Origin of the sequence: Puia sp., assembly GCF_035546395.1 — a bacterium.
Classification (GTDB): Bacteria; Bacteroidota; Bacteroidia; order Chitinophagales; family Chitinophagaceae; genus Puia.
This window is the reverse complement of sequence record NZ_DASZXR010000006.1, coordinates 297102-322218: the sequence shown is the minus strand read 5'-3', so window position 1 is coordinate 322218 and position 25117 is coordinate 297102. Positions and strand designations below refer to the sequence as shown.

Genomic DNA, 25117 nt, shown 5'->3' with positions numbered 1-25117 from the left:
GCTAACGCTGTAACGAAAGTCTGCACAAAATAAGGCGAATACGTATCTTCGGCAAATTAATAAATCGTGCTATGTCTGTCACCGGTATACTTTTTATCCTTGTTTTTGTGATTGCCGGTTTATCCGTGCTTTATTTATTTCTTCTTTCTTTTTTTGGGCGTTTCTTTTACCGCGAGAGGTGGGGGGCCGTTGAGGGGGGGATGAGGAGGATTGCGGTGTTGGTGCCGGCGTATAAGGAGGATGGGATCATTGTTTCGACGGCGAGGGGTTTGTTGGCACTGGATTATCCGGAAGATCTGTATGATGTTTATATAGTGGCTGATTCGTTCCAGCGGTCCACGGTGGAGGAGTTGCGGCGGCACCGGGTGAAGGTGGTGGAGGTGAGTTTTGTGAAGAGTACGAAGGCGAACTCCCTGAATGAGGCGTTCTCCCGGATCGGGGAGCGGTATGACATTGCTTTGATCTGTGATGCGGACAATGTGTTGGCGGTTGATTTCCTGCGGCGGGTGAATGCGGCTTTTGGCGGTGGGGCGCGGGTGGTGCAGGGCAGGCGGGTTGCGAAGAACCTGGACAGTGCTTTCGCTGTGCTTGATGCTTGTAGTGAATCTATTGGTAATCATATATTTAGAAAAGGTTCGAATGCGTTGGGATTATCGGCGTCCCTGATCGGGTCCGGGATGGCGTTTGAATACGGGTTGCTTCGGGATATCTTGAAGGGGATCGATTCGGTGGTGGAGGATAAGGTGATCCAGTTGAGGATTGCGGAGCGGGGTGTGATGATCCATTATTTGGAGAGTGCTGTGGTCTTCGATGAGAAGGTCAGTTCTTCCAAGGCTTTCCAGAATCAGCGGAGGCGGTGGGTGTCCGGTCAGTATGCGTTTTTGTGGGATTCGTTCCCGTCTGCCTGCCGGCAGTTATTAAAGGGGGATCTCAATTATTTCAATTTAGGGTTTTTGCACAGTGCGGTTCCGCCGCGATCTTTTTTGTTGGTCTTGTTGCCGTTGTTGGTTGTGGCCGGATTCTTCATGGGGACGGTTTGGGGCTGGGTCTGTGCGGGGCTGTTGGTTTTGTTCTTTTTCTCATTGAGGATGGGTATTCCCAATTCTATGATAAACAAGGATTTCTGGCGGGCGGTAGCCAAGCTGCCGGGCGCGGTGATGATCATGTTTGGAACTTTGTTTCATTTGCGTCGCGGGCATAAATCGTTTATCCATACGGTTCATACGAAGACCGATGTGAGCAATGAATTTTTTCGGGACACGGGCAAGTAGGATTTACAATGTGGTTGTAACCAGCTGTCGTTTTGGGGTGGCGATCTCTTTTTCGAGGAGGTTGACCAATTCGCTGTCGTAGTCGAGATCGAGTTTCCTTGCGAAGAATTTGCCGGAGGAGATGATTTTCTGGAAGTCGGCTTTGTCGAGGATGCGGGGGTGTCCGTCGGATCGGCCTGTCCAGTCGACATAGGTGAGATTGTCTTCGATGCGTTGGCGGAATGGGGAGTTGTAGAGGATGGTTGAGAATATCAGTTCGTCTGCGCCCCAGCAATATTTGAAATATCGTACGACGGACGGGTTATTTTCGACGAAGTCCAGTATATATTTTACGGCATCTGCAGAGATGGTGAACCAGTTAGATCTTCCGACGAGGCTGTAGTTGAGGGGGAATCTCCGTTTTGGGAGGATGCGGTTGATCAATTTTTCCAGTTTGAATTTACCCGGGATCCTCCAGTTGATGAGGTGATAGGACATGACCCGGGGGGCTGCGGCTTTCCATTTGTCCTCTATGGATTCGCAGGTGATGAATTCGGCGGAGTTCTTTTTTCTAAGGAAGGTGAGGAATTGTTCCTGGCTTTGGATGGGGAAGTCCTGACCGGAGATGACGTTTACGTAGTCGTAGCGATCTTTTTTTAGGATCTCGACAAAGCCGTTGAGGGTGGCCTGGACGGTGCCATAGCCGGCCCAGTAGACGGGGATGCGGCGTTTGATGAAGACGATATTGGGTTTTTGGGCAAGGTGGAGGAAGCCATCGATGGGTGTTTTCCTGTCCAGATGGATGAAGATGTCGCATGAGGGGTGCCTGAGGGCGTCGATCAGGCGTTCGAGCTGTGCCGGGTCTTTCTTATGAGTTAAGATCAGGTGGGCGATTCTCATACTAAGAAGCTTTTTTTTGTGAGATAAGGCCAAGCACGTTAGTAAAGATAGTTTTGTATTGAACTATCATATATGTTCCTATTGTAGATAATTTCATGCCAATCTCCCTGTTCATCACTTTGTACCACACAAAAGCCCCTAAAATGAAGGTGGCGAGGGTACCCAGGGCTGCTCCGTAGAACCCAATATATGAAAAAAAAATGTAATTGAGAAGTAAATTGACCAGTAGTGAGCCGGTATTGAGGTAAAAGCAAAGGCCGGATTTGCCGATGGAGTTCAGGAGGTTGGCCGCCTGGTGTTGCATTGGGCGGAGGATCCCGGTGACCATATAAAGCCGGAGGATAGGGGCTGCTGCGGCGTATTTGGATCCGGCGATGATCTGGATCACCAGGTTTGGGAAGAGAATGATCAGGAGTGCGGTTGGGGCTGTGAAGCAGAGGAGGACGGCTACCATGCGTTCGAAGAGGTATCTTACTTTTTCGGGGCCTTCGGCTGTGGAGGCCATTGATACTTTTGGGAAGATGACTTCTGCTGCGGCGAAGGAAGGGATGTCGATCAATTGGTTGATCCTCGATGCGGCGTTATAATAGGCGACCGAACTGGCGTCGGGCATGAACCGGGCGGTCATTACCTGATCGAGGTTGGTGACGAGGTTGGAGATGATACCGGAGCTGAAGATATAGCCGCCGTAGTTGAAGATTTGTTTTGTCCAGCGTTTGCTGGGGTTGAAGCGGTGGAGGATATAGGGGCGGCTGTACAGGTAGATGATGATGGTGCCGATGATGATTGCGATGGACTGATAGAGCGCCAGCAGGCGGACTGAATAGGGTTTGTGGAGCACCATGTGGCCGGCGATCATGAGAAAGAAGAGCACTTGGCGGACGAATCCGCCGGCGAATACTCCCTTAAAATCCAGGTGGGATTGTTGAATCGCTTCCAGGTGGGAGTAGAATACCATGGCGATGAGTCCGGGGATGAACCATTTCAGCATGGTGGCCAGTTCCTGGCCGGTGTGCAGCCAGACGCTTACGTGATCGGAGAAGACGAGGATGAGAGTGATGAAGATGGCGGAAATGGAGGCGTTGATGAGCAGCGATGAGGAGGCGATGGCGGCCTTATCTTCTTTGTCGGTGCTGCTGCTTACGTAGCGGATATGCGCATTTTTCAGCAGGCCGCTTTTTGTTATTTCGAAGATGGAAGTGACGACGAGGAAGAGCGCCCAGGAGCCCATTTGGGCCTTGCTCAGGCTTCGGATGAGGACGATGAAGTTGATGAGGCCGAACAGGGTAATGGAGAAACGCTGCAGGACTGTATAAAATGCCGAGCGGATCCAGTAGGACGAGAGGTACTTCTTCACCATGTCTGATTGGGATTAATCCTTTGGCTCTGTCGAAGGATATGCGGGAAAGGCCCGCAAATATATATATAAAAAATTCAAAAATTCATATTTATCTCCACTTAGCGACGGGAATTGTTCCCGGGGCGGGATTTCTTTGAGGAATTTATCATCCTTTTTAGCGTTTGAGCATAGATGGCGGAAGATCAGGGGATTGTCCGGATGTTAAAAAAAATAGGTAATTTATTCATGGATCGTTCGCCAATTTGGTATGAAAGTTGTTTTCTGAGTAACGTTTTTCGCAAGTGTTTGAAAATTTCCACGGCCTTGTCCGCACCAGTATCTAAGAATATTATTAAAAGCAAAGGCTCTTACGGGCTTTATCTTTAACTGCTAAAATCCAATAGGACTATGAAAGCCAGAAGTTTACTCCTGCTAGTAACAGTTGTATCGTTTTTTGTGTGCCCGGTTGTAGGACAAACACCGAAGTACCAAGTGGGTCCTGGAGAGTACAACTGTCTTATCTTGAACACGGCGACGCATCAAGCGTATTCCACCACCTCGGGCGTACCCACGTTAGTGCCGGGGATTCCTTCCAACATTCAGTCTGTTGTTTGTGGTGCTCACCATTGGATGGTTATCGATGGTGGGGGTAATGTTTGGAGTTGGGGAACGAATCCCAACGGGGAATGTGGTGTAGGAACTATTTCTGCGACTGTGGACAATCCCACGCAGATCAAGGTTGACAGCAAAGGGAATGTCTTCAACAACGTCATTCAGTTGTGTGGCGGGGGGCCTGCCGCTACTTCCGGTTGGGCGACCGCGGCGTTGAAATCGGATGGAACGGTTTGGGTGTGGGGGAACACCACCACGGGCATGCGTGGGGACGGGACGTATGGGGGTAATGATGCGAGCCCGGTGCAGGTGCCTTTTCCGGCCGGTGTGGTGATCAAGAAGATCCAGTTCGATTATATCGGGATTGCCCTTGACCAGAGTGGGAATGTGTGGACCTGGGGTGGTTCGGGTATTTATCAGAGTCCGTACAATCTGGGTCAGGGCACGTCTAACCCGGATTATAATACTCCTCATAAGATTGCGTTACCGGCCGCGGCGAAGGATATCGCCGGCGGTTATTTGTGGCATTATGCCCTGTTGACGACCGGTCAGTTGTACGGATGGGGTTTTTTCAATCCGTATCTGGGGATCGGCACGGGTGGTATCGCGGGTAACAGCAACCAGTCTTATTCCCCTCAGTTGCTTGACGGTCAGTTGAATCTGCCTCACCAGGTGAGCAAGATCTATACGAATAACAGTGCGACCTATGCGATCCTCACGGACAGTACGCTTTGGGCCTGGGGGGATAATGCGACCGGTGCGATCGGCAATGGGCAGGAGATCAACTATGCGACATACAACCCTGCATATGCCTGGGATTGGGGGATGGGAGAGTTGATGGTCCAGAAGCCGGTACAGATCGCAGCAGGGCTGCATAGTTTTACGGATGTTTGGGTGAGCAGTGCACTTTGTTTCTATGCCTATGCCGAGGATGCCAAAGGGCAGTTGTATGCCTGGGGCCGGAACAAGGGTGGGGTTATTGCGAATGGGGTTGTGGAGGCGGATGGGATTGCGGGGATCCTTGGAGGTAATTATCCGAACAGTTGGGATGTACCTTATATTACGGCCATCAATCCTTTTTCAAATAAAGCGATACCTTCTCCTTCGCCGTTTTGTCTTGGGAATCCCGGTGTTGCGGGTTGTAGCCTGGTCAAGATGTTAGTTGGGGCTGTGCCGAATGTATCGGCGGGGCCTGACCAGAATATCAACACTTCTACGACGACATTGCAAGGTACGGCTTCCGGCAATGCGGGGGCGGTGCCTGTGTATACGATCTGGAGCCAGGTTTCGGGGCCCAGCAATGCCCTGATCACGATCCCTTCGGGATTGTCTGCGCAGTTATCGGGATTGGTCGCAGGGACGTATGTTTTCAAGCTTACTGTTACTGACAATTATTGGAAAGTGAATTCGTCCACGGTGACGATCACGGTAGGCGGTGTGTCTACGGCGCCGACGGTGAATGCGGGATCGGCGCAGACGATTACGTTGCCGGTCAGTTCAGTGAACCTTACGGGAACGGTGACGGCGAGCAGCGGCAATTCGGTTGCGTCGACGAAATGGACGCAGGTGAGCGGGCCGAATACGGCTACGATCGCTGCGGCCGGCAGCCTTACTACTGCGGCCAGTGGCTTGGTGGCGGGTACGTATGTATTCCAGTTGACGGCCACGGATAACAAGGGGCTTACGGGGTCGGCTACGGTTACGATAACGGTGAATGCCGCTGCTGTTCCGCCGACGGCGAGTGCGGGTGGGGCGCAGACGATCACGTTGCCGACCAATTCGGCGACGCTGACGGGTTCGGCCACGGCCAATGGGGGTGCGACGATTGCATCGACCACGTGGACGCAGACCAGCGGGCCCGGTACGGCCACGATCTCGTCTCCTTCGAGTCTGAGTACGGCGGTTGGATCGCTGGTAGCGGGCACTTATGTGTTCCAGTTGACGGTGAAGGATAATAATGGTTTGACGTCGACGGCCTCGGTCAGCGTGACGGTGAAAGCCGCGGTGGCGCCGCCGACGGTTGATGCCGGGAGTGCGCAGACGATCACATTGCCGGTAAGTACGGCGACGCTGACTGGGACTGCGACCGGAAATGGGGGTGCGACGATCGCTTCCACTACGTGGACCCAAACGGGGGGCCCGGGGACGGCTACGATTGCCTCGCCTGCGGCTCTGAGTACGACCGTTTCGTCACTTGTGGCGGGGGTATATACTTTTAAATTGACTGCGAAGGATAACAATGGTCAGACGGCCAGTGCGAATGTGACGGTGACGGTGAAGGCTGCGTCCGTTGCTCCGACGGTGAGTGCGGGCAGTGCTCAGACGATCACTTTGCCGACGAGTTCGGTGATTCTGACCGGTACGGCGTCGGCTGGCAGCGGGTGGAGTATTGCCACTACGGCCTGGACGCAGGTTAGCGGTCCGAATACGGCTACCATTCAGTCCGCGGTCAATCTGAAGACGGTGGTTTCGGGGCTGGTCCAGGGTAGTTATGTCTTCCAGCTTTCGGCCACCGACAATAATAATATGACGGGGACGGCGACGGTCACGGTGACTGTCAACGCCGGGGCTGTCACCAATGTTCCGCCGACGGCAAGCGCGGGTAATGATGTGACGATCCAGTTGCCGACGAGTTCGGTGGCGTTGAGCGGTTCGGCTATCGGCAATGGGGGCGCTACGATCAGTTCGACGGTGTGGACGCAGGTGAGCGGGCCCGGCACTGCGGTGATCACCGGTGGTACGGGGCTTGCTCCCACTGTTTCGGGTTTGGTGGCCGGGGCCTACGTGTTCCAACTTACGGCCAAGGATAACAATGGACTTGCTGCCAGCGACAATGTGAATGTGGTTGTGAATGCGGCCAATATTGCGCCGACCGCGAATGCGGGTTCGGGCCAGAATATCCAGTTGCCGGTCAGTTCGGTTGATCTGAGCGGTACTGCGACGGGAAATGGCGGTGGGACGATTGTGTCCACTGTTTGGACGCAGGTAAGCGGGCCTGTTCAGGCGACTATTTCCGGGGCGCAGGGGCTCAATCCCCAGGCGTCGGGGTTGACGGTAGCGGGGTCGTATGTGTTCAAGCTGACTGTCAAGGACAATCACGGGTTGACGGCTACGGCCACGGTAACCGTGGTGGTGAGTGCCGCGGATGTTGCTCCGACGGTGAGTGCAGGCACGGCGCAGAGTATTACGTTGCCTGTCAATTCGGTAACGCTGAGTGGCAGTGCCGCTGGGAATGGCGGTGCGACGATTGCTTCTTCTATCTGGACGCAGGTTAGCGGGCCGAATGCGGCTGTGTTTGCAGCGGCAGGTCATCTTTCAACGCTGGTGAGCGGGCTTACAGCGGGCACTTATGTGTTCCAGCTTGGCGCTTCGGATAATCATGGTCTGGCTTCCTACAGTACGGTGACGGTGACGGTTCATCCTGCCGCTGTTGTTCCGCCGACTGTGAGTGCGGGTAGCGATGTGTCGGTGCAATTGCCGACCAGTTCGGTGAAGTTGACTGGGACCGCGCAGGCGAACGGGGGTGCGACGATCGTGTCCACTGTCTGGAAGCAGGTGGGTGGGCCGGCGGTGGCGACACTTACCGGGGCGAATACGCTCCAGCTTTCGGTCTCGAATCTTACTGTGGCGGGGACCTATACTTTCCAATTGATAGCTACCGATAACAATGGGAGCGCCAATTCGGCAACGGTGAAGGTGACTGTTCTTCCTTTGCCGCCGAACCAGCCGCCGGTAGCCAATGCGGGTTCGGACCAAACGATCACGCAGCCTACAGCAACGGCTAAGCTGGATGGAACCAAGTCATATGATGCTGATGGAAATATTGCCGCTTACAACTGGTACCAGGGATCCGGCAAGGGTGGCGTTACGATCGCCAATTCGAATACGGCGACTCCGACGGTAAGCGGCCTTGTGCCCGGCCAATACAGCTTCGTGCTGGTGGTAACGGATAACAGCGGGGCGACTGCCCAGGATGAGATGTCGATAACGGTGAATGCCTCCGGTTCGGTCACACCTACGACGCTGGTGGCCGATGCGGGTAAGGATACGACGTTGGTGCTGCCTGCGAGCTCGACGGTATTGGACGGCAGTGCTTCTTCGGCTTCGGGGTCAAGCATAACCGCTTACAATTGGACGCTGGTGAGCGGGCCGGTTGGGTCAGACATTGCCAATCCGGACCAGGTCGCCACTTCTGTGACCGGGCTGCAGGGTGGGTTGTATATGTTCCGCCTGACGGTTCAGGATGATAAGGGGGATACGGCGAGTGCCACTGTCAAAGTGCGGGTTATGAGCGTTACGCGGCATGGCGGGGACCAGGGTATCTTCATATTCCCGAACCCGGCGCATGATGTTACGAATGTGCAGATCAACACCAGTGTCGAAGGGGTTGCGACGATGACCATCTTCAGTCTTGGCGGGGGATTGGCGGACAGGCAGACGATGTCTTTGCAGGAGGGTACAACGACGATCCCGGTGAATGTTTCGAAGCTGAGTGGCGGGGTCTACTTCATACACGTGATCCTGAAGGATGGATCGGTGATCAGGACCAAGCTGGTAAAGCAGTAAATAGTAGTTTTGTTGTCGATCATAGCAAGGCCGTCTGCAGAGCAGGCGGCCTTTTTTATCTTTTTCCGAGAAAGATGCGTTTTGCTTTTTTCCCGAGGGCTTTCCAGAGTCCTCCGTCGATCTGGTTGCGGCGATCGGTCGTCCAGACGAGGGCCCGGATGTTCGTTACGTAGTGCAGTTTGCCGAATCCTTTGTTGCGGAGTTTGAGGGCGAGCCAGCCGTCCTCGCTGGCCTGAGGCGGGTGGTCGAAGCCGTCGACCTCGAGGCCCTGGTCGCGGCGGAAAGAGGAGTTGAATCCGTAGACGTTGACCGCTTCTTCCCGGAAGAATTTATTGAAATAGCGAAGCATGTCGGCGGCGTATTCATAAAAGAAGTATACGAAACGGTTGGTATTGCCGACGGGGATGAAGGAGAATCGGCCATAGCAAACGGCGGTGGCGGATCTTTCCAGTGGCCGTACCATTTCGTCGATCCAGGCGGGTGGGTAGATGGTATCGGCGTCGGCGTTGATGATGAGTTTGCCGCGGGCGGCACGCAATCCTGTGTTCCTGGCGGCTGCGATGCCCTGGCGGGGTTCGTGGATGCAGGTTATCCCGACGGCTTTTACGAGCGAGGCGGTTGCGTCCCGGGAGTTATTATCGACGACAATGAATTCGAGGGACCGTTGGGAGGTTGTGCAGCTTAGGGACGAAAGGGTCCGCAGGATGTTCTCCTCTTCGTTGTATGCGGGTATGACCACGCTGATTTCCGGGGTTCCCTGTTGCAGGCGCTTGAAGCGTTCCCGGATGTTTTGGACGTTGCCGAGTAGAACGCTGTTGGATTGCAGGTGTTGCCGGATGGAGGCTGGAATGGAGATCGGGCGCATATTCGATTACGGGCAGTTTTGGGGTCAAATCTAGGTAAAATAATGTTCATGCTTTTTCCCATTCCCCTGTTTGCGGATTAAAGCGGCGAAGCGGTCTTGCGGGATTGCCGCCGACCACGGTGAAAGGGGGGACGTCTTTTGTCACTACGCTTCCTCCTGCCACTACGGCGTGCTTGCCGATGGTGACGCCGGCGGTGATCACGACGTTTGCGCCGATCCAGCAGTCGTCTTCCACGATGATGGGAGCCGTATCGCATTTCTGGAGGTGAACGGGTAGGTTGATATCTGCATACCCGTGGTTAAGACCGGACAGGACGACATGTTGCGCGAGGATGACATCGTTGCCGATGGAAACGGGGCCGATGAGGGTATTGCTCAGTCCGATCGTGCAGTTGTTGCCGATGGTGACATCGCCCATGCCGTTGTTGATGCAGGAAAAGTCTTCGACGATGGTCAGGTTGCCTACCGAGAATTTGCGGAAGGGAAGGATATCGAGGCGGACCGAGCGCCGGATCACGGAATTCCTGCCGCGGTGGTGAAGGAAGGGGTTAAGGAAGTTCCGGACCCACCATCTCGGTCTCGCCTGACCGCGTGGTATGAGCAAGCGGAGTGCAAGCGCTTTGCGGCGGGGGTTGGACTGGATTTTCTGAATTATACTCATATGGGTCGTTTATTTTCGATGGCTGCATAAATGTTCCTTACGCTGGCTTCCCATGTGTGAGTGTTGGCGAGCCGGATGCGTTGTGAGCGGCGATCGGGTGCGTTGCCGGAGAGGGCTGTTTCAATAAGGGGTGGATAGTCTTCGGCTGTATCGGCAAGGTAGACGGTGTCGCCGAAGGTCGACATTGTTTCGGTCCGGGTGGCCACCACGGGTTTGCCCATAGCGAGATATTCATCCACTTTCAGGGGATAGTTACCGATGGTAACCTCGTTGATCCGTTGGGGGTTGATGCATACGTCGAAATGGCTGATATAAGCCGGCAGGGCCGGGATATCTTTTTTTCCGAGGAAGCGGACGTTGGGCAGATGATGGAGCGGGCCTTCGGCGAATGTAGTGTCTTCGGGGCCGACCATGATGATATTCCAGTCGGGTCTTGTCCTTGCGATGTGTCCGATGATGTTCCCGTCGATCCGGAGGTCGACGATGGCTCCTACATAGCCGATGATCGGGCCGCTGATGTCCTTGATATCGTCGGGCCGGGGATAGTTTTTGTCCGGATCGAAGAGTTTCAGATTGCAGCCCTGCCCGATGTAATGGCTGTTGGGGTTGTATTTGCGGAGCATATTGGCAAGGTAGACGGAGTTTGCGACGCCGATGTCGGCCTTTGCGATATGAAGGGGTTCGAGTGTGGAACCGTGTTTTTTCCAATAGGGTACTCCGAGCAGGTTGTCCCGGCTATAGTAGATATAGAGTTTTGGATGGAGCAGGTCCTTTAGATAGAAGGAGCGGAAGATATCGTTATCGTTAAAGAGTATATAGTCTTTGAATCCGAGGGTGTGGGTGGCAGCTCGGATATCTGCTGCGAAACGGTGACCATTGATGAGGCAGGCGAGTTTGAACAGTTTTGTGCTTGGCAACCAATTGGCCGATTCGAGGATATGTTTGGGGTAATAGTTCCAGAGGTTGGGAGCGATCGGGATGATGCGTTCGCGGCGGTTGCGGATCAGGTCGAGGTGGTGGAGGATCTTGGGATCCGGGGATCTGCCGGCCGCTGTCTTTCTGTCGATCGGCATATTGATGTAGAGAACCCGGTGTTCTTTCGCGAATTCGAGAGCGATGCTTTTGCAATTGCTGCCGATTTCTACGTACCAGGGTTGAAGGCCGACTATGACGATGTCCATAGATGAAATGCGGGTTGGTTGAGCTTAATCTTTCGTTTAATGGAAAGGTTTATAGAAACGGACGGTGCCCATGCTGAGGAGGGGCAGGTCGGCACGAGAGTCGCCATAGGCGTAGATCTCATTTGCGCCGGAAAGGTCGTATTGCCGACGGATGCGTCTTGGTTTTTCTTTGCCATGGCAGTTTGCGCCGGATATCTTCCCGGTGAGGCGGATGATACCTTTATTGTCAACCGTTGTTTCCAACTGCGTGCCGATGCAATCTGCGCCGGTTTCCGTGGCCCAGGGTATGATCCAATTCTCCGGAGAAGCGGAAACGATGACCACTTTAAAGCCAGCGTTTTGGAGGCGAAGCAATTCGTTTGCGGCTTTTGGGCGGACCAGGCCGGGAAGAACATCGCGATTGAATTCCCTGCATTGGCTGTCGAAAGATTCCAACGATCGTTTTGCATAGAAAAAGGTGAGGATGCGCTGTTTGGCCTGATGATTGGAGACGAGGTGCAATCGCATGGCCAGCAGCCAGGGTGCGTTGAGTATAAAACCCAGTGCGAGCCTGAAGGGGCCGTGGGTGAACCGGATGAAGGACAGCAATGTGTCTTTGCTGGTGATCGTCCCGTCAAAATCGAAAAAAGCGATCCGTGTCACAAATTTAGCTTTTTAAATATGTTTTCGGGAATACATTTGATTACCAGCATGATCCATCGCCAGACCCATCTCACATAGATGACGTTCTTTTTTTTGTTGACAGCTTTGACGATGGCATTGGCGACCTCTTCGGGGGTGGCCGTTACCGGTGCGGGCAGGCGCATTCCTTCGGTCATGCGGGTGTAGACGAAGCCAGGTTTGACGGTGAGTACGTGGACCCGGAGATGGGAGAGGCGGTTGCGGAGACCCGATAAGTAGGCGGTAAAGCCCGCCTTGGCGCTGCCGTAAAAATAGTTCCCGGCTCTTCCCCGTTCGCCCGCGACGGAACTGATGCCAGTTATGCAGCCGTATTGGCCGTTGGCGTAATGCGCCGCGGCCAAATTCAAGATGGAAACGGCGGCAACATAGTTGGTGATCAGTATCTTTTCGCATTCTTCCCAGTTCTCCTCGGCTATTTTTTGGTCGCCCAGGTAGCCAAAGATGCAGCAGGTAATGTCCGGTTTGGGGTCCAGGGAGGTCCAGAATGCCTGGTGGGTGTCGGTCCGGGTTGCGTCGAAGGGGTGGAGGGATGCCCTGGCGCCGTAGCGGATCTGCAAGTCGGAGGCCAGTCGCCGGAGGTTATCGGGGTTGCGGGCGGCCAGTTGCAGACCATAACCCAACGATGCATATTTGCGTGCCAGGGCGGTGGCGATATCGGAGCCGGCACCCAGGAGAAGGACGGTTGTTAACTTTGTCATTTACTTGAAGAATGGGGCGTCTTTGAAATAGAGGATGCTTGCGAAACTGACGATCCACAGCAACAAGGTTATCTGGAGGAAGCGGTCTTTGTAGAGGATATTGGTGGGGGATCCCGCATCTGCGGTGACATAGATAATCTGCAGGTAGCGCATGAGCCCGGCGATGACAAAGATAGTCGTATAGTAGAGCCTGTATGTTTGCAACCGGGTTATTACCTCGGGGGAGAGGGTGTACATGAGATAGGCGACGATGATGACGGCGGCGACAATCGCCAGCATCGTGTTCAGAAATTCGAGATTGTAAGATTTGACGGATTTACGCATATCGGACCCGGATCTGATCTTGAGAATGAGGTCATCCCTACGTTTACCGATCGCCATGAAGATCGAAAGCAGGAGGACCATGATAATGATCCATTCGGAAAGGGGCACCTGGGAAATGATCGATCCTGACTTGATGCGGAGGACGAAACCAAGAGCGAGGATGAATATATCGAGAATCGAGATGTTCTTAAGGCCGAAAGAATATCCGAGATTCAGAAGGAAATAGGCTGCCAGGACGATGGCAAAGTCGCGGTTCAGCGCCCAGGCGATGGAGCTTCCTGCCAGCAGCAGCATGGTGCAGATCGTCAGTGCTTTTTTGGGAGATACTTCGCCGGACGCCAACGGGCGTTTGCATTTCACGGGGTGTTTCTTATCCTCTTCGCGATCGCGGTAGTCGTTGATGATATAGATGCTGCTGGCTACGAATGAGAAGGCAAAAAATCCCAGCGACAGGAGGGTCAGTTTGACCGCATCGAGGAGATCACCAGCGAAAAAGAGAGGAATGAATAAGAAAAGGTTTTTTGCCCAATCTTTCGGTCTCAACAAAGTCAGATAAGCCAAAACGATATATTGTCGTGTAAAATACAAACAAAACGACAAAAGTTATAACTTATTTTTGTGTAAATCTTTAGTTTCATTTCAACTTTGGCATCCATACTTTCCAACCCGATAGAATACCTGAAAGGAGTAGGGCCGTTGCGGGCCGAGCTGCTGCAAAAGGAACTGGGTATTTTTAGCTTTCGGGATCTGTTGGAGCACTTTCCCTACCGGCATGTGGACCGGACGAAGATCAACCTTATCCGCGAGATAGAACCGGCTACAGAATATATACAGGTGGCGGGCAAGATCATCAGTATCGGGGTGATGGGCGACAGGCGAAGCCGGAGGCTGGTGGCCGAGTTACGGGATGCATCCGGGAAGCTCGAGCTGGTATGGTTCCAAGGTATCCATGGTGTCCAGAAGTTGGTGCAGGTTGGTGGAGAGTTCCTTGTGTATGGCCGGGTAAGTTTTTTCCAGGGGAGTCCGCAGCTGACGCACCCGGAGATCGAGGTGTTACAGGGTCAGGGTGCGGGCAGGCCCGACTGGTTGGAGCCGGTGTACCCGACGACGGAGAAATTAAAGGTTCGGGGGCTTGGGGGCCGGCAATTGGGCAAACTGACCCAAACCCTTCTTAACATGTTGAAAGAGAGTGATTTGCCAGAAAATTTACCAGATTGGGCGATGGAATATCCGGACGAGGAGACCGGGGAGCGGCGGAAGTGGCTATCGAGGTACGAAGCCTACCGGCAGGCCCATTTCCCGACCCAGCCGGCGCTGTTCCGACGGGCTGTTGAGCGCCTCAAGTTCGAGGAGTTGTTTTTGGCACAGGTGCGGCTGGGGTTGATCAAGTCCAGAAGACACCGGTTTTCGAAAGGGGTTGTTTTCTCGCAGGTGGGGGAGATGTTCAACCGGTTCTATACCCAATACCTGCCTTTCGAGCTCACGGGGGCGCAGAAGAGGGTGTTGAAGGAGATCCGGCGGGATACGGGGACGGGGCGGCAGATGAATCGTTTGTTACAAGGGGATGTCGGCAGCGGTAAGACGATGGTGGCGTTGCTGGCGATGCTGCTGGCGATCGATAATGGGTTTCAGGCCTGTCTGATGGCGCCGACGGAGATCCTGGCGCGTCAGCATTTTGCCGGCATCTCGGAGTTGTTGAAGGAGCTGCCGCTGGAGGTGCGGTTGTTGACCGGGTCGAGCAAATCGAAAAGCCGGAAGGAGGTGTTGGGCATGGCGGCGGAGGGCAGGCTGCATATCCTAATCGGGACGCATGCGGTGCTGGAGGAGGCGGTGAAGTTCCAAAGGCTGGGACTGGCGATAGTGGATGAACAACACCGGTTTGGGGTGGCGCAGCGGGCCCGGCTCTGGAATAAGGCGGAGGTCCCGCCGCATGTGCTGGTCATGACCGCCACGCCTATTCCGCGTACGCTGGCGATGACCGCATACGGCGATCTGGATTATAGCGTAATGGACGAATTGCCTCCCGGAAGGCAACCAATTCAGACTGTTCATCGTTTCGAAGACAGGAGGCCGCAGGTGATGGATTTCATCCGTCATGAAGTGGCGAAGGGCAGGCAGGCCTATGTGATCTTTCCGTTGATCGAGGAGTCGGAGAAGCTGGACTATGAGAACCTGGAAAAGGGGTATGAGAATATAAAAGCCTGGTTCCCCGAACCGAAATATTGGATCAGCCGGGTCGATGGGAGACAGAAGCAGGAGATACGGGATACGAATATGCAGCGTTTCCTCAGCGGCGATACGCAGATCATGGTGGCCACGACGGTAATCGAGGTGGGCGTGAATGTGCCGAATGCGACCGTCATGGTCATCGAAAGTGCGGAGAAGTTCGGGTTATCGCAGCTGCACCAATTGCGGGGCAGGGTCGGCCGGGGGTCGGAGAAGAGCTTTTGTATCCTGATGACGAGTCCCCGATTGGGAAAGGAGGCCAGGGAGCGGATGAGTATCCTTACCGAGACCAACAATGGCTTCAAAATTGCGGAAAAGGACCTCGAGATCCGGGGACCAGGCGATATCGAGGGGACCAGGCAGAGTGGGTTACTGAACTTTAAGCTGGCAAATATTGTTCAGGATAGGTATTGGCTCGAGCTGGCCCGAGAACGGGCGACAGAGCTGCTGGACAAGGACCCCGATCTGGCTACGGAAGAGAGTAGAGCGCTGAAGGCTTTCCTGCAATCGCAGCACGGCAAAACGGCCTGGAGCAAGATATCGTAACTATGCTAAGAATAAGCCTTTTTTTTACGCTGCTCTTCCTGTCGGTTCTGGAGCTTACTGCGCAATCCGGGGGCTATTCCAATCTTGAGTTTATCGAGAACAAGGGGCAATGGGACCCCACGATACGATTCAATGCCGGGATCAGCACGGGTAATGTATTCATGCAGCAAAAGGGATTTACCGTTCTGCTGCATGATACCAATGATATGAAGCGGATCGGGTTATTGCTGCATGGGGACTATGCGGAGGCGGGGGTTGTTCCTTCGGGAATGGCGGGGGGTGGGAGCAAAAAAACGGCCACCTCCACGCCAGGGATGAATTATCCCTCCAAGCCGGGCGCCGGTGGTGCCGGATCGGCGGGCGATCCTTTTGTGCTGCACAGTCATTCCTACCGGGTGAGCTTCGAGAATGCCAACGACAAAGTGGAGATCGCGGGCGATAAGGCGGTGGATTCCTACAACAATTATTTCATCGGTGATCAAAAGAACTGGGCAACGCAATGCCGGCTTTACCAGGGCATCTGGTACCGGAATATGTATGACGGCATCGATATCCATTACTATACGAACCTGGGAACGATCAAATACGATATTGTGGTCCATCCCGGAGCCGATCCCGGTAAGATCGTCCTGAAATACGAGGGTCAGGATAAGCTGACTATTCGAAAGAACCGGGTCTATGTGCAGACATCGGTGGGGACTGTAACGGAGCTCGAGCCGCGAAGCTACCAGCTGACCGACAGCGGAAGGACGGATCTGCCGTGCAGCTATTCCCTGCTGCCGGGGAACCGCATCCAGTTCAAGATAAAGAATCATACGCCGGGGGCAATGGTTGTGATCGATCCAACGGAGGTGTTCTGCTCGTTCACGGGCAGCAAGTCGGACAACTGGGGATATACGGCAACGTATGATGGCGGCGGGAATTTTTATATGGGGGGGATCGTGCTCGACGAGACAGACCAGGGGCGGGGAAATCTGAATGGTTCGGGTTACCTGGCGAGCCCGGGTGCGTTCCAGACGACCTTCCAGGGTGGGGATGGCAGCGAGGGAGATGGATACAATTATGATGTCGCCATCATGAAGTTGAACCCGAGCGGCACCAAGCGGGTCTATGCCACGTACCTGGGCGGCGCCGGTGACGAGCAGCCGCATAGTATGATCGTCGATAACAGCGGCAACCTGATAGTGACGGGGAGGACCAGTTCCGGCAATTTCCCACCCAATCTGCCTTCTACGGTGTATGGGCAAAATGCAGCCTCGTTCGATCTTTTCGTGGTGAAGTTCAATTCCACCGGAACCGGGTTGTTGGGCAGTAAGCGGATCGGGGGCTCGGCCTGGGATGGGGTGAACTTTGCGCCGAAATATCTTATTCAACCGCCGACGTATCCTGAAGGTGCGTCGGGCTTGCGGCTGAACTATGGAGACGATGGCAGAAGCGAGGTCGTCCTCGATCCTGGGGGAAACGTCTATATCGCGGCGTGTACGCAGTCCACCGATTTTCCCACTACTGCGAATGCCTTTCAAAAAACTTCGGGTGGCGGGCAGGATGGCGTGGTGCTGAAGCTGAGCCCCGATCTTAGTAATGTGCTGTTCAGCAGTTATCTTGGCGGAAAGGGAACCGACGCCGCTTTTGTTCTGGCGCTGAACCCGACGGACAACACGATCTGGGTCGGCGGGGGAACGAGCAGCGCGGACTTCAATGGCACCGGCAATGCGACGGTGCTGCACTCCGGTGCGATTGGCGGTATCGATGGATTTATAGCGGTGGTCAGCAATGACGGGAGTACGCTCATCAAATCCTCTTATTTCGGTACTACGGCCAATGATATGATCTATGGGATGGATTTCGACAAGTACGGTTTCCCTTACATCGTGGGGACGACCGACGGGGTTGTTCCGGTGATCAATTCGCCCTTTAACCAAAGTAATCCCAATCAGTCCAATGGGAAGCAGTTCATTACCAAACTGCAGCCGGATCTCAATGGAATCGTATACAGCGCCAATTTCGGTCCCGGGAATACGGGCCACCCCAGCATTTCGCCGACAGCCTTTCTTGTCGACCGTTGTCAAAACGTATATGTATCCGGGTGGGGTGGTGGGCCGGACAGCACGGAACACTACGCCAACAGCGGTACGTGGAATCTTCCTGTGACCGCAGGCGCCCTCAAGAGCAATACCGATGGGAAGGATTTTTATTTCTTCGTACTACAGAAGAATGCCGCCAGCCAGCTTTACGGCAGCTATTTCGGGCAGCAGTTCGGAAATTATGGGGACCATGTGGATGGGGGAACGAGCCGGTTCGACCAGCAGGGAGTGATCTACGAGGCGGTTTGCGCCAACTGTTATCTTGGTGCTACCTTTCCCACAACGCCGGGTGCGTGGGCGTCCACTAATGGAGCCGGTTCGCTTGGCTGTAACGAAGCGGCTGTGAAGATCGCCTTTAATTTCGCGGGGGTGGCTGCGGGGTTGAAGGTGGTGACGCATGGCCGGGGCGACAGTGTCGGGTGTGTGCCGCTGACGGCGACCTTTTCGGATACGATCCGGAATGCCAAATCGTATATCTGGGATTTCGGCGACGGGACCGTGATCAATAACACGACGCAATACAGTTTTGATCATCTTTATTCCAATGTCGGCGTGTACAAGGTGACGATGATCGCCATTGACAGCAACAGCTGTAATGTTGCCGACACGGCGGTTCGTTACGTTGTTGTGAAGAACTTTCCGGCGGCTGTGGATTTTCGATATGACAAGGTGGGCCCCTGTGAGTCCTTCCAATACGTCTTTACGAATCTTTCGACCTTCACGGCGGGTTCGCCGGTGGGATTCAGCGACACTGCCTTTACCTGGTCGTTCGGGGTTGGGGCGCCGCTGACGGGGCAGAATCTGGCGAGCAAGCCGACCGTTACTTATCCTGCGCCGGGTCCTTATAAGGTGACGTTGTCGCTGGTGGACACGTCCTTCTGTAATTCGCCGATGGATACGACCAAGCTGTTGTATGTTACGATGAACGATACGGCGCGGTTCACGACGCCTCAGTTCGGCTGTGCGCCGTACAATGCCCTGTTTACCAACACCTCTATTGGCGGACAGAAATTCTATTGGGATTTCGGGGACGGTAGCGGGATCGACAGCGTGGATTATTCGCCTACGCATCTGTATCCGAATATCGGGACCTATACGGTCAAGCTGACGGCGATAGATTCCGCCACCTGTAATATCATCAGCATGTATTCCTTTACGATAACGGTGCAGGGGAAGCCGAAGGTGGACTTTTCGTATACACCGGAGCCACCGCAGCCGGCGAATACCCCGACAGTGTTTACGGATGCGTCGTCAGCTGGGGTCAAATATGAGTGGTTCTTCGGTGACGGCACTTCGGAGACGAAGACCACGCCGGATACGGTGGTGCACGTTTATATCCGCACGGATACCTTCCAGGTGTGTGAGGTGGTGACCAATGAGTCGGGCTGTACGGATACGGCTTGTCACCCGGTGCCGGCCGTGATCAATCCGTTGCTGGACGTTCCCAATGCGTTCACGCCGGGCCGGTTTGGGGTCAATGCGGTGGTCAAGGTGGTCGGGTTCGGCATTACGCATATGACGTGGCGGATCTATAACCGATGGGGGCAGCTGGTGTTTGAGAGCGTGAATCCTTATGTTGGCTGGGACGGGACGTATCATGGAACGCCGCAGCCTATGGATGTGTATGCCTATACGCTGGAAGCGGAGTTTTCCGATGGGTCACATGCGACGAAGAAAGGGGATATTACGTTGATTCGGTAAACCGGACAATTTTTGTAATTTGTAAAAATGCGCTATTTGCAAAGGCGAGTATTATATATTGTTATCCTACTGATTGGGACCGCTTTAAAGGGATATTCCCAACCGGGCTCGTCCAACATAGAGTTCGTAGAGAACAAGGGGCAATGGGATCCGCGGGTGCGATTCAAGGGCGAGCTGTCGAATGGCGCACTTTTCCTCGAGAAGACGGGTTTTTCGGCGTTGTTGTACAATTCCGACGACCTGATCCGGATCAACCACGAGCATCATGGTATGGTGTCCGGTGACGGAGCGTTCCATGGGGCGGGGCCCAAGGTGATGAGTGCGGGGGCCGCCGGGGCTGTGGGCGCTGGTGCGGAAGCCGGTCACAGCAATTCCATGATGAATGTGCGCGCACATGCTTACCGGGTGAGCTTTGTGGAAGCCAGCGATGCCGTTACGATCGTTCCGGATAAGATACTGCCGGGCTACAACAACTATTTTATCGGAAATGATCCTTCGAAGTGGGCGGGAGACTGCCGGGTCTTCCAGGGTGTGACCTACAAGAACCTCTATCCGAATATCGATGTCCGGTATTATACCAATGAGGGGCAGCTAAAATATGACATTATCGTTCATCCGGGCGGTGATTACCGGCGGATACGCATGAAATACGAAGGGGCAGACCGGCTGAGCATCAAGAAGAGCCAGCTGGTGGTGGGTACGTCGGTCGGGGCTGTGACCCAGCTTGCCCCTTATTCTTATCTCTACAATGAGGCGGGGCGAACGGATATCCGTTGCCGGTATGTCATCCGGGATGGCAATACGGTGAGCTTCGATCTGCCGGATCACGATCCGAATGCGACGCTGATCATCGACCCGACAGTGGTCTTTTGTTCGTTCTCGGGCAGCAAGGTGAGCAATTGGGGTTTTACAGCGACACCGGGGCAGGACGGCAGCTTCTTCCTTGGGGGGATCGTTTTCGGTTCGGCTTTTCCTTTTACGACGGGGGCGCTGCAGCCGGGGTGGGGCGGCGGGAGTTTTGACGTGGGTATCCTGAAGCTCAATACGAGCGGCACCAGCAAGGTCTATGCAACTTACCTTGGCGGCGGGGCGAATGAAACGCCGCATAGTCTTTTTTGTGATGGGCAGGGTAATCTTGTCGTGTTGGGGAGAACTTATTCCGTGGATTTTCCCTTTAAGTCGGCGGCGGGTCCCGGGGGAGGGGCGGATATGTTCGTCACGAGGATCAACCCGAGGGGGAATGGGCTTACCGGGAGTATTCGGATCGGTGGCACCAAGAGTGATTGTGTGAATATGGAGGACCAGGCGGCGCAATCGCCGCCCAATGAGCGGGCTGATTCGTTGATCCGCAACTATGGGGATGATTCCCGGAGCGAGGTTATCGTGGACGGGCAGGGCAACATCCTTGTCGCCGGGTCGTCGCAGAGTCCCGACTTCCCGATCGTGGGATCTGTTTTTCAGCCGACCTTCAGCGGCGCGCAGGATGGTGTCGTGATCAAGCTCGATCCAACCTGTAACCGGATCATCTGGTCGAGCTTTTTGGGGGGATCGCGGCGCGATGCGGCGTTCGTGCTCAAAGCCAACCCCTTAACAGGTGACATCTTTGTGGCCGGAGCTACGACGAGCCAGGATCTTCCGGGCGTGGGTGGCGGGGTGATCCAACCCGCATATGCCGGCGGCAGTTCGGACGGATTCATCTCGCAGATAACGGCGGATGGATCCCGGCTGATCAGGAGCACCTATCTTGGAACGACCTATGGGGATGCCATTTACGGGTTGCAATTCGACAAGAAGGGGTTCCCGTATGTTATGGGAACTACAAACGGCACCTGGACTGTGGTGAACGTTCTGTATTCTGTCGGCGGTGGGCGGCAATTTGTTTCGAAGCTGAAGCCCGATCTTTCCGGTTATGTCTATTCCACCACGTTTGGCACTCCTTCGGGGGCTGCCCGGGGATTGCCGAATATCTCACCGGTGGCGTTTTTGATCGACCGGTGCGAAAATATTTATGTCAGCGGCTGGGGCGGGTGGATCCTTGGCTCCGGGACCGATCCCTATGGGTTGGCCGGTACGGCGGGATTGCCGACTACCCCGGATGCGTATAAGCGACTTAGCGATAACCGGGATTTTTATTTCATTGTCCTGAAGAAGAATGCCGACAGTCTTTTGTACGGAACCTTTTTTGGCGAGAACGACAACTCCACCAGTATCAGTGAGCATGTGGATGGGGGAACGAGCCGGTATGACCAGAACGGGGTGATCTACCAGGGTATCTGTGCGAACTGCAGCGGTCCGGGTGCAACCGGGCGTTATCCGACGACGCCAGGCGTCTGGTCGCCGGTGAACGGAGCGAGTGTCGGTTGTAATATGGCAGCCATAAAGATCGCGTTCAACTTTGCGGGGGTGGCGGCGGGGCTGCAGGTGTCGGTCAATGGGCGGAGGAACGATACGGCGGGTTGTATCCCGATGGATACCTATCTGCAGGATACGATCCGCAATGCGAAGCAGTACATCTTCAATTTTGGGGATGGGAGTCCGGATACGGCGACCATCAGCTATGCGGTGGAGCATACCTATACCATTCCGGGAATCTACCGGGTGATGATGGTCGCGATCGATTCCAACAGTTGTAACGTCGCCGATACCGTGTACCGGCATGTCATTGCGCGGACCGACAGGGCAGCTGTGGATTTCGATATTGCGAAAGCGTTGGGAGTAGATTGTAACCTTTTGGAATATACTTTCACCAATCAAAGCCAGGCGCCTGCGAATAAGCCTTTCGGGCTGCAATCCTTTGTTTGGGATTTTGGGGACGGGTCGCCGCCGCTGACTACGGGATTCGGCACTGTGAACTACAGCTATAAGAGTCCCGGGACGTATTTCGTGAGTCTGATCCTGGGTGATACGAATTATTGTAACTACCCGGATACGTTGACGAAAATGCTGCGTGTTTCACCCGTCGCCAAGGCCCAGTTCGTGACCCCATCGACGGGTTGTGCGCCGTATACGGCTTCGTTCGACAATACCTCTCTGGGGGGAACCTTGTTTACGTGGACTTTCGGTGATCCGGCAAGTGGGGCGGCGAATACCTCGAGCGAGGTTAATCCGACGCACCTGTACCAGAGCCCGGGGACCTATCTCATCACGCTTCATGAGGAGGACCCCAACACCTGTAACCGGGTGTCGGATACGAGCTTTACGATCAATGTGTATTCGAAGCCGAAATCGGCCTTTACGTTCGCCCCTGTGCCGCCGGTGGCGAATGTGCCGATCGTCTTTACGAACGCCTCGCAGGGTGGCGTAAGTTTCCTCTGGAATTTCGGGGATGGGGACACGGTGGTCAAGAATACGCCGGATACGGTCCAGCATTTGTATATTGCTACCGATAGTTTCCCGGTTTGCCTGGTCACCACCAACGAGTATGGGTGTACAGATACGGTTTGCCATACGGTGGCGTCGTTGATCAACCCGTTGCTGGATGTCCCGAATGCTTTTACGCCGGGCCGGTTCGGGCAGAATGCGATCCTGAAGGTGATGGGTTTTGGGATATTACATATGGATTTTAGAATATATAACCGATGGGGGAAAATGGTCTTCGAATCCGACAACCCGAATGTGGGGTGGGACGGGACCTACCTGGGCGTCTTACAACCGATGGATGTGTACGCCTATACCCTTGAGGCTCAATTCTCAGACGGAAAGCATGTAAGTAAGAAAGGAGACATAACTTTGGTTCGATGACAACCAAAATCGCGTAACCTACGTTAATAGAAAAAATGAGGGGATCGAAAATAATACTGGCGCTATGCTGCGGTATGATTCTGGGAGTGCTGAGTGCTGCCGGCCAGGATTTGCATTTCTCCCAATGGTTCAATGCTCCCCTGATCACCAATCCTGCCAATACCGGGTTCATTCCCGATGCCGACTACCGGCTGGGGGCCAATTACCGGGATCAATGGTCGGCGATCATGTCGGCGCCATACCGGACGATGAGTATCTGGGGGGATGCGCAAGTGTTCCGGAACAGGATCGAGAACGGCTGGATGGGGCTTGGCGGGGTTGTCCTGCGGGATGACGCCGGGGCGAGCACGCTGACCTCCACTTCGGTGTATGGGTCGGTGGCCTACCACCAGATGCTGGGTTTTGCCAGTCTGCTTACGTTTGGGGCCAATGCAGGGTGGGTGAACAAACGGATCAACACTTCCAATTTGAAATTCCCCGATCAGTTTGACGGAAAATTCTTCGACAATACCTTACCGACCAGTGTCATCATCGATCACCCGGCGGACAATTATTTGGATCTGCAGCTGGGGATGAATTATGCGTATTTTCCCACGAACAAGATGTATCTGAACGGGGGTTTCTCGGTGCAGCATATCAACCGGCCGAGGGAGTCTTTTTTCAATACGGACCCTGCGGGTTTTGACAGCAAGATCAAGCCGCGGTACACGGGTTTTGTCAACGCCAGCGTAAAGGTGAATGACCAGGTGATCGTGAACCCGATGGGATATTATACGCAGATGGCGGGTGCGATGGAGATGGTTGTCGGGTTGAATGCGCAGTTCAATCTGCAGGATGAGGGGGATCAGCAGTTGATCGGCGGGGTGTATATGCGGCCGGGGGATGCGATCATCCCGATGATCGGTTTTGTGTACAAGAATATCAGGCTAATGTTCACATATGATGTGACCACATCGTCCCTAAGCCACTATGATGGCGGGCATGGCGCGTTTGAGTTTGCGCTGCTAAATCAGGGCTTTTACAGTCAATATAACGGAGATAAGCGGCAGTCTCTTTGTCCGACATTCAAACCCTAAGTACTATATTTACACAATGACAAGAAAGGTTGTATTCGCATTTTCATTTTTGCTGGTATGCCTGGCTGGAATGGCGCAGGATCATATGCCCAACCGTACGTATACGTATTCCGATGAAGCCCCTGCGTCCGGATTTTCGAAGGAGACGCTTTTTCTTGGGGGGAGCCTTGGGCTCGGCTTTGGTTCTTATAATTTCGATATCGGGGTTAACCCGGAGGTCGGGTTCTCGTTAAACCGCTGGCTGGATGTGGGTGCGGTTGTGAACTTCAACTATAGTTCGATCCGGGCCGATCCGAATTTTATCTACAACCCGGATGTCAGCAGCAAGCAATTTACCTATGGCGGCGGAGTATTCGGCCGGGCTTATGTTCTGCCTTTTCTTTTCCTGACCGCGCAACCGGAGTTCAACTGGACCACCATCCGGGAAAAGGATGAGACCAGTGGAGCAACGGCCAACTTCAATGCGAATGCGCCGAGCTTGTTGCTTGGGGTTGGCTATGGCCGGCGGGTGGTTGGTGAGAGCGGGTTCTATATTGCGCTGATGTTCGATGCCATCTCGAATAAGAATTCTCCTTATAATGATATCTACGGTCATCCGCTGCCCGTGATCCGGGCTGGTTTTGACGTCTTCGTGCACCGGAGGTAGAAATTTTGTTACATTTGGCG

At 54.3% G+C, this 25117-nt stretch carries 15 protein-coding genes; 7 read left to right on the top strand and 8 right to left on the bottom strand.

Annotated elements, in window-relative coordinates:
• The first annotated feature begins 71 nt into the window (after window positions 1–71).
• Window positions 72–1271 (top strand): glycosyltransferase, encoded by a 1200-nt coding sequence (locus VHE34_RS07670; protein ID WP_325586367.1) that lies wholly within the window; start codon window positions 72–74, stop codon window positions 1269–1271.
• 3 nt (window positions 1272–1274) lie between these two features.
• Here VHE34_RS07670 and VHE34_RS07665 read toward each other — a convergent pair whose 3' ends face one another.
• Together VHE34_RS07665 and VHE34_RS07660 are read right to left on the bottom strand one after the other, a co-directional pair.
• A complete protein-coding gene (locus VHE34_RS07665) occupies window positions 1275–2150 on the bottom strand; it encodes a beta-1,6-N-acetylglucosaminyltransferase (protein ID WP_325586364.1) in 876 nt (291 codons plus the stop codon).
• Window position 2151: 1 nt separating this feature from the next.
• Entirely contained in the window at window positions 2152–3510 is a 1359-nt protein-coding gene (locus tag VHE34_RS07660; protein ID WP_325586362.1) for a flippase, read from the bottom strand.
• Window positions 3511–4203: 693 nt separating this feature from the next.
• Here VHE34_RS07660 and VHE34_RS07655 point away from each other — a divergent pair.
• Window positions 4204–8667 carry a PKD domain-containing protein gene (locus VHE34_RS07655; RefSeq protein WP_325586360.1) on the top strand — a complete coding sequence of 1488 codons (4464 nt, stop codon included), beginning with the start codon at window positions 4204–4206 and terminating at the stop codon, window positions 8665–8667.
• 55 nt (window positions 8668–8722) lie between these two features.
• On the opposite strand, the gene VHE34_RS07650 is transcribed toward VHE34_RS07655, so the two are convergent.
• From VHE34_RS07650 to VHE34_RS07625, 6 genes are read right to left on the bottom strand one after another with little or no spacing between them, the layout of a single operon-like run.
• Window positions 8723–9532 (bottom strand): glycosyltransferase family 2 protein, encoded by an 810-nt coding sequence (locus VHE34_RS07650; RefSeq protein WP_325586358.1) that lies wholly within the window; start codon window positions 9530–9532, stop codon window positions 8723–8725.
• A gap of 46 nt (window positions 9533–9578) precedes the next feature.
• Window positions 9579–10193 carry an acyltransferase gene (locus VHE34_RS07645; protein WP_325586356.1) on the bottom strand — a complete coding sequence of 205 codons (615 nt, stop codon included), beginning with the start codon at window positions 10191–10193 and terminating at the stop codon, window positions 9579–9581.
• Window positions 10190–11374 carry a glycosyltransferase gene (locus VHE34_RS07640; protein ID WP_325586354.1) on the bottom strand — a complete coding sequence of 395 codons (1185 nt, stop codon included), beginning with the start codon at window positions 11372–11374 and terminating at the stop codon, window positions 10190–10192. The genes VHE34_RS07645 and VHE34_RS07640 overlap by 4 nt, the downstream gene beginning before the upstream one ends.
• Before the next feature lie 36 nt (window positions 11375–11410).
• Entirely contained in the window at window positions 11411–12016 is a 606-nt protein-coding gene (locus tag VHE34_RS07635; protein WP_325586352.1) for an HAD-IB family hydrolase, read from the bottom strand.
• Window positions 12013–12753: an SDR family oxidoreductase gene (locus VHE34_RS07630; protein ID WP_325586350.1), complete on the bottom strand. Its 741-nt coding sequence runs from the start codon at window positions 12751–12753 to the stop codon at window positions 12013–12015. The genes VHE34_RS07635 and VHE34_RS07630 overlap by 4 nt, the downstream gene beginning before the upstream one ends.
• Window positions 12754–13638, bottom strand: coding sequence for a decaprenyl-phosphate phosphoribosyltransferase (locus tag VHE34_RS07625; RefSeq protein WP_325586348.1), 885 nt, complete (start codon window positions 13636–13638; stop codon window positions 12754–12756).
• Window positions 13639–13722: 84 nt separating this feature from the next.
• Between VHE34_RS07625 and recG the strand changes: the two genes are divergently transcribed.
• Genes recG through VHE34_RS07600 form a run of 5 tightly spaced genes read left to right on the top strand, consistent with a single transcriptional unit; the run spans window position 13723 to window position 25097 of the window.
• Window positions 13723–15849 (top strand): ATP-dependent DNA helicase RecG, encoded by a 2127-nt coding sequence (recG, locus tag VHE34_RS07620; RefSeq protein ID WP_325586346.1) that lies wholly within the window; start codon window positions 13723–13725, stop codon window positions 15847–15849.
• A gap of 2 nt (window positions 15850–15851) precedes the next feature.
• Window positions 15852–19634 carry a PKD domain-containing protein gene (locus tag VHE34_RS07615; protein WP_325586344.1) on the top strand — a complete coding sequence of 1261 codons (3783 nt, stop codon included), beginning with the start codon at window positions 15852–15854 and terminating at the stop codon, window positions 19632–19634.
• Between the two features lie 36 nt (window positions 19635–19670).
• A complete protein-coding gene (locus VHE34_RS07610) occupies window positions 19671–23375 on the top strand; it encodes a PKD domain-containing protein (protein WP_325586342.1) in 3705 nt (1234 codons plus the stop codon).
• 35 nt (window positions 23376–23410) lie between these two features.
• Window positions 23411–24451 carry a PorP/SprF family type IX secretion system membrane protein gene (locus tag VHE34_RS07605; RefSeq protein WP_325586340.1) on the top strand — a complete coding sequence of 347 codons (1041 nt, stop codon included), beginning with the start codon at window positions 23411–23413 and terminating at the stop codon, window positions 24449–24451.
• A gap of 16 nt (window positions 24452–24467) precedes the next feature.
• Complete coding sequence (locus VHE34_RS07600) at window positions 24468–25097, top strand: hypothetical protein (protein ID WP_325586338.1); 630 nt, start codon at window positions 24468–24470, stop codon at window positions 25095–25097.
• The last annotated feature ends 20 nt before the right edge of the window (window positions 25098–25117 follow it).

Coding starts and splice junctions, on each gene's coding strand:
- VHE34_RS07645 (WP_325586356.1), bottom strand. CDS start 10,193: ATGAGTATAATTCAGAAAATCCAGTCCAACCCCCGCCGCAAAGCGCTT.
- VHE34_RS07660 (WP_325586362.1), bottom strand. CDS start 3,510: ATGGTGAAGAAGTACCTCTCGTCCTACTGGATCCGCTCGGCATTTTAT.
- VHE34_RS07630 (WP_325586350.1), bottom strand. CDS start 12,753: ATGACAAAGTTAACAACCGTCCTTCTCCTGGGTGCCGGCTCCGATATC.
- VHE34_RS07640 (WP_325586354.1), bottom strand. CDS start 11,374: ATGGACATCGTCATAGTCGGCCTTCAACCCTGGTACGTAGAAATCGGC.
- VHE34_RS07605 (WP_325586340.1), top strand. CDS start 23,411: ATGAGGGGATCGAAAATAATACTGGCGCTATGCTGCGGTATGATTCTG.
- VHE34_RS07670 (WP_325586367.1), top strand. CDS start 72: ATGTCTGTCACCGGTATACTTTTTATCCTTGTTTTTGTGATTGCCGGT.
- VHE34_RS07665 (WP_325586364.1), bottom strand. CDS start 2,150: ATGAGAATCGCCCACCTGATCTTAACTCATAAGAAAGACCCGGCACAG.
- VHE34_RS07650 (WP_325586358.1), bottom strand. CDS start 9,532: ATGCGCCCGATCTCCATTCCAGCCTCCATCCGGCAACACCTGCAATCC.
- VHE34_RS07600 (WP_325586338.1), top strand. CDS start 24,468: ATGACAAGAAAGGTTGTATTCGCATTTTCATTTTTGCTGGTATGCCTG.
- VHE34_RS07615 (WP_325586344.1), top strand. CDS start 15,852: ATGCTAAGAATAAGCCTTTTTTTTACGCTGCTCTTCCTGTCGGTTCTG.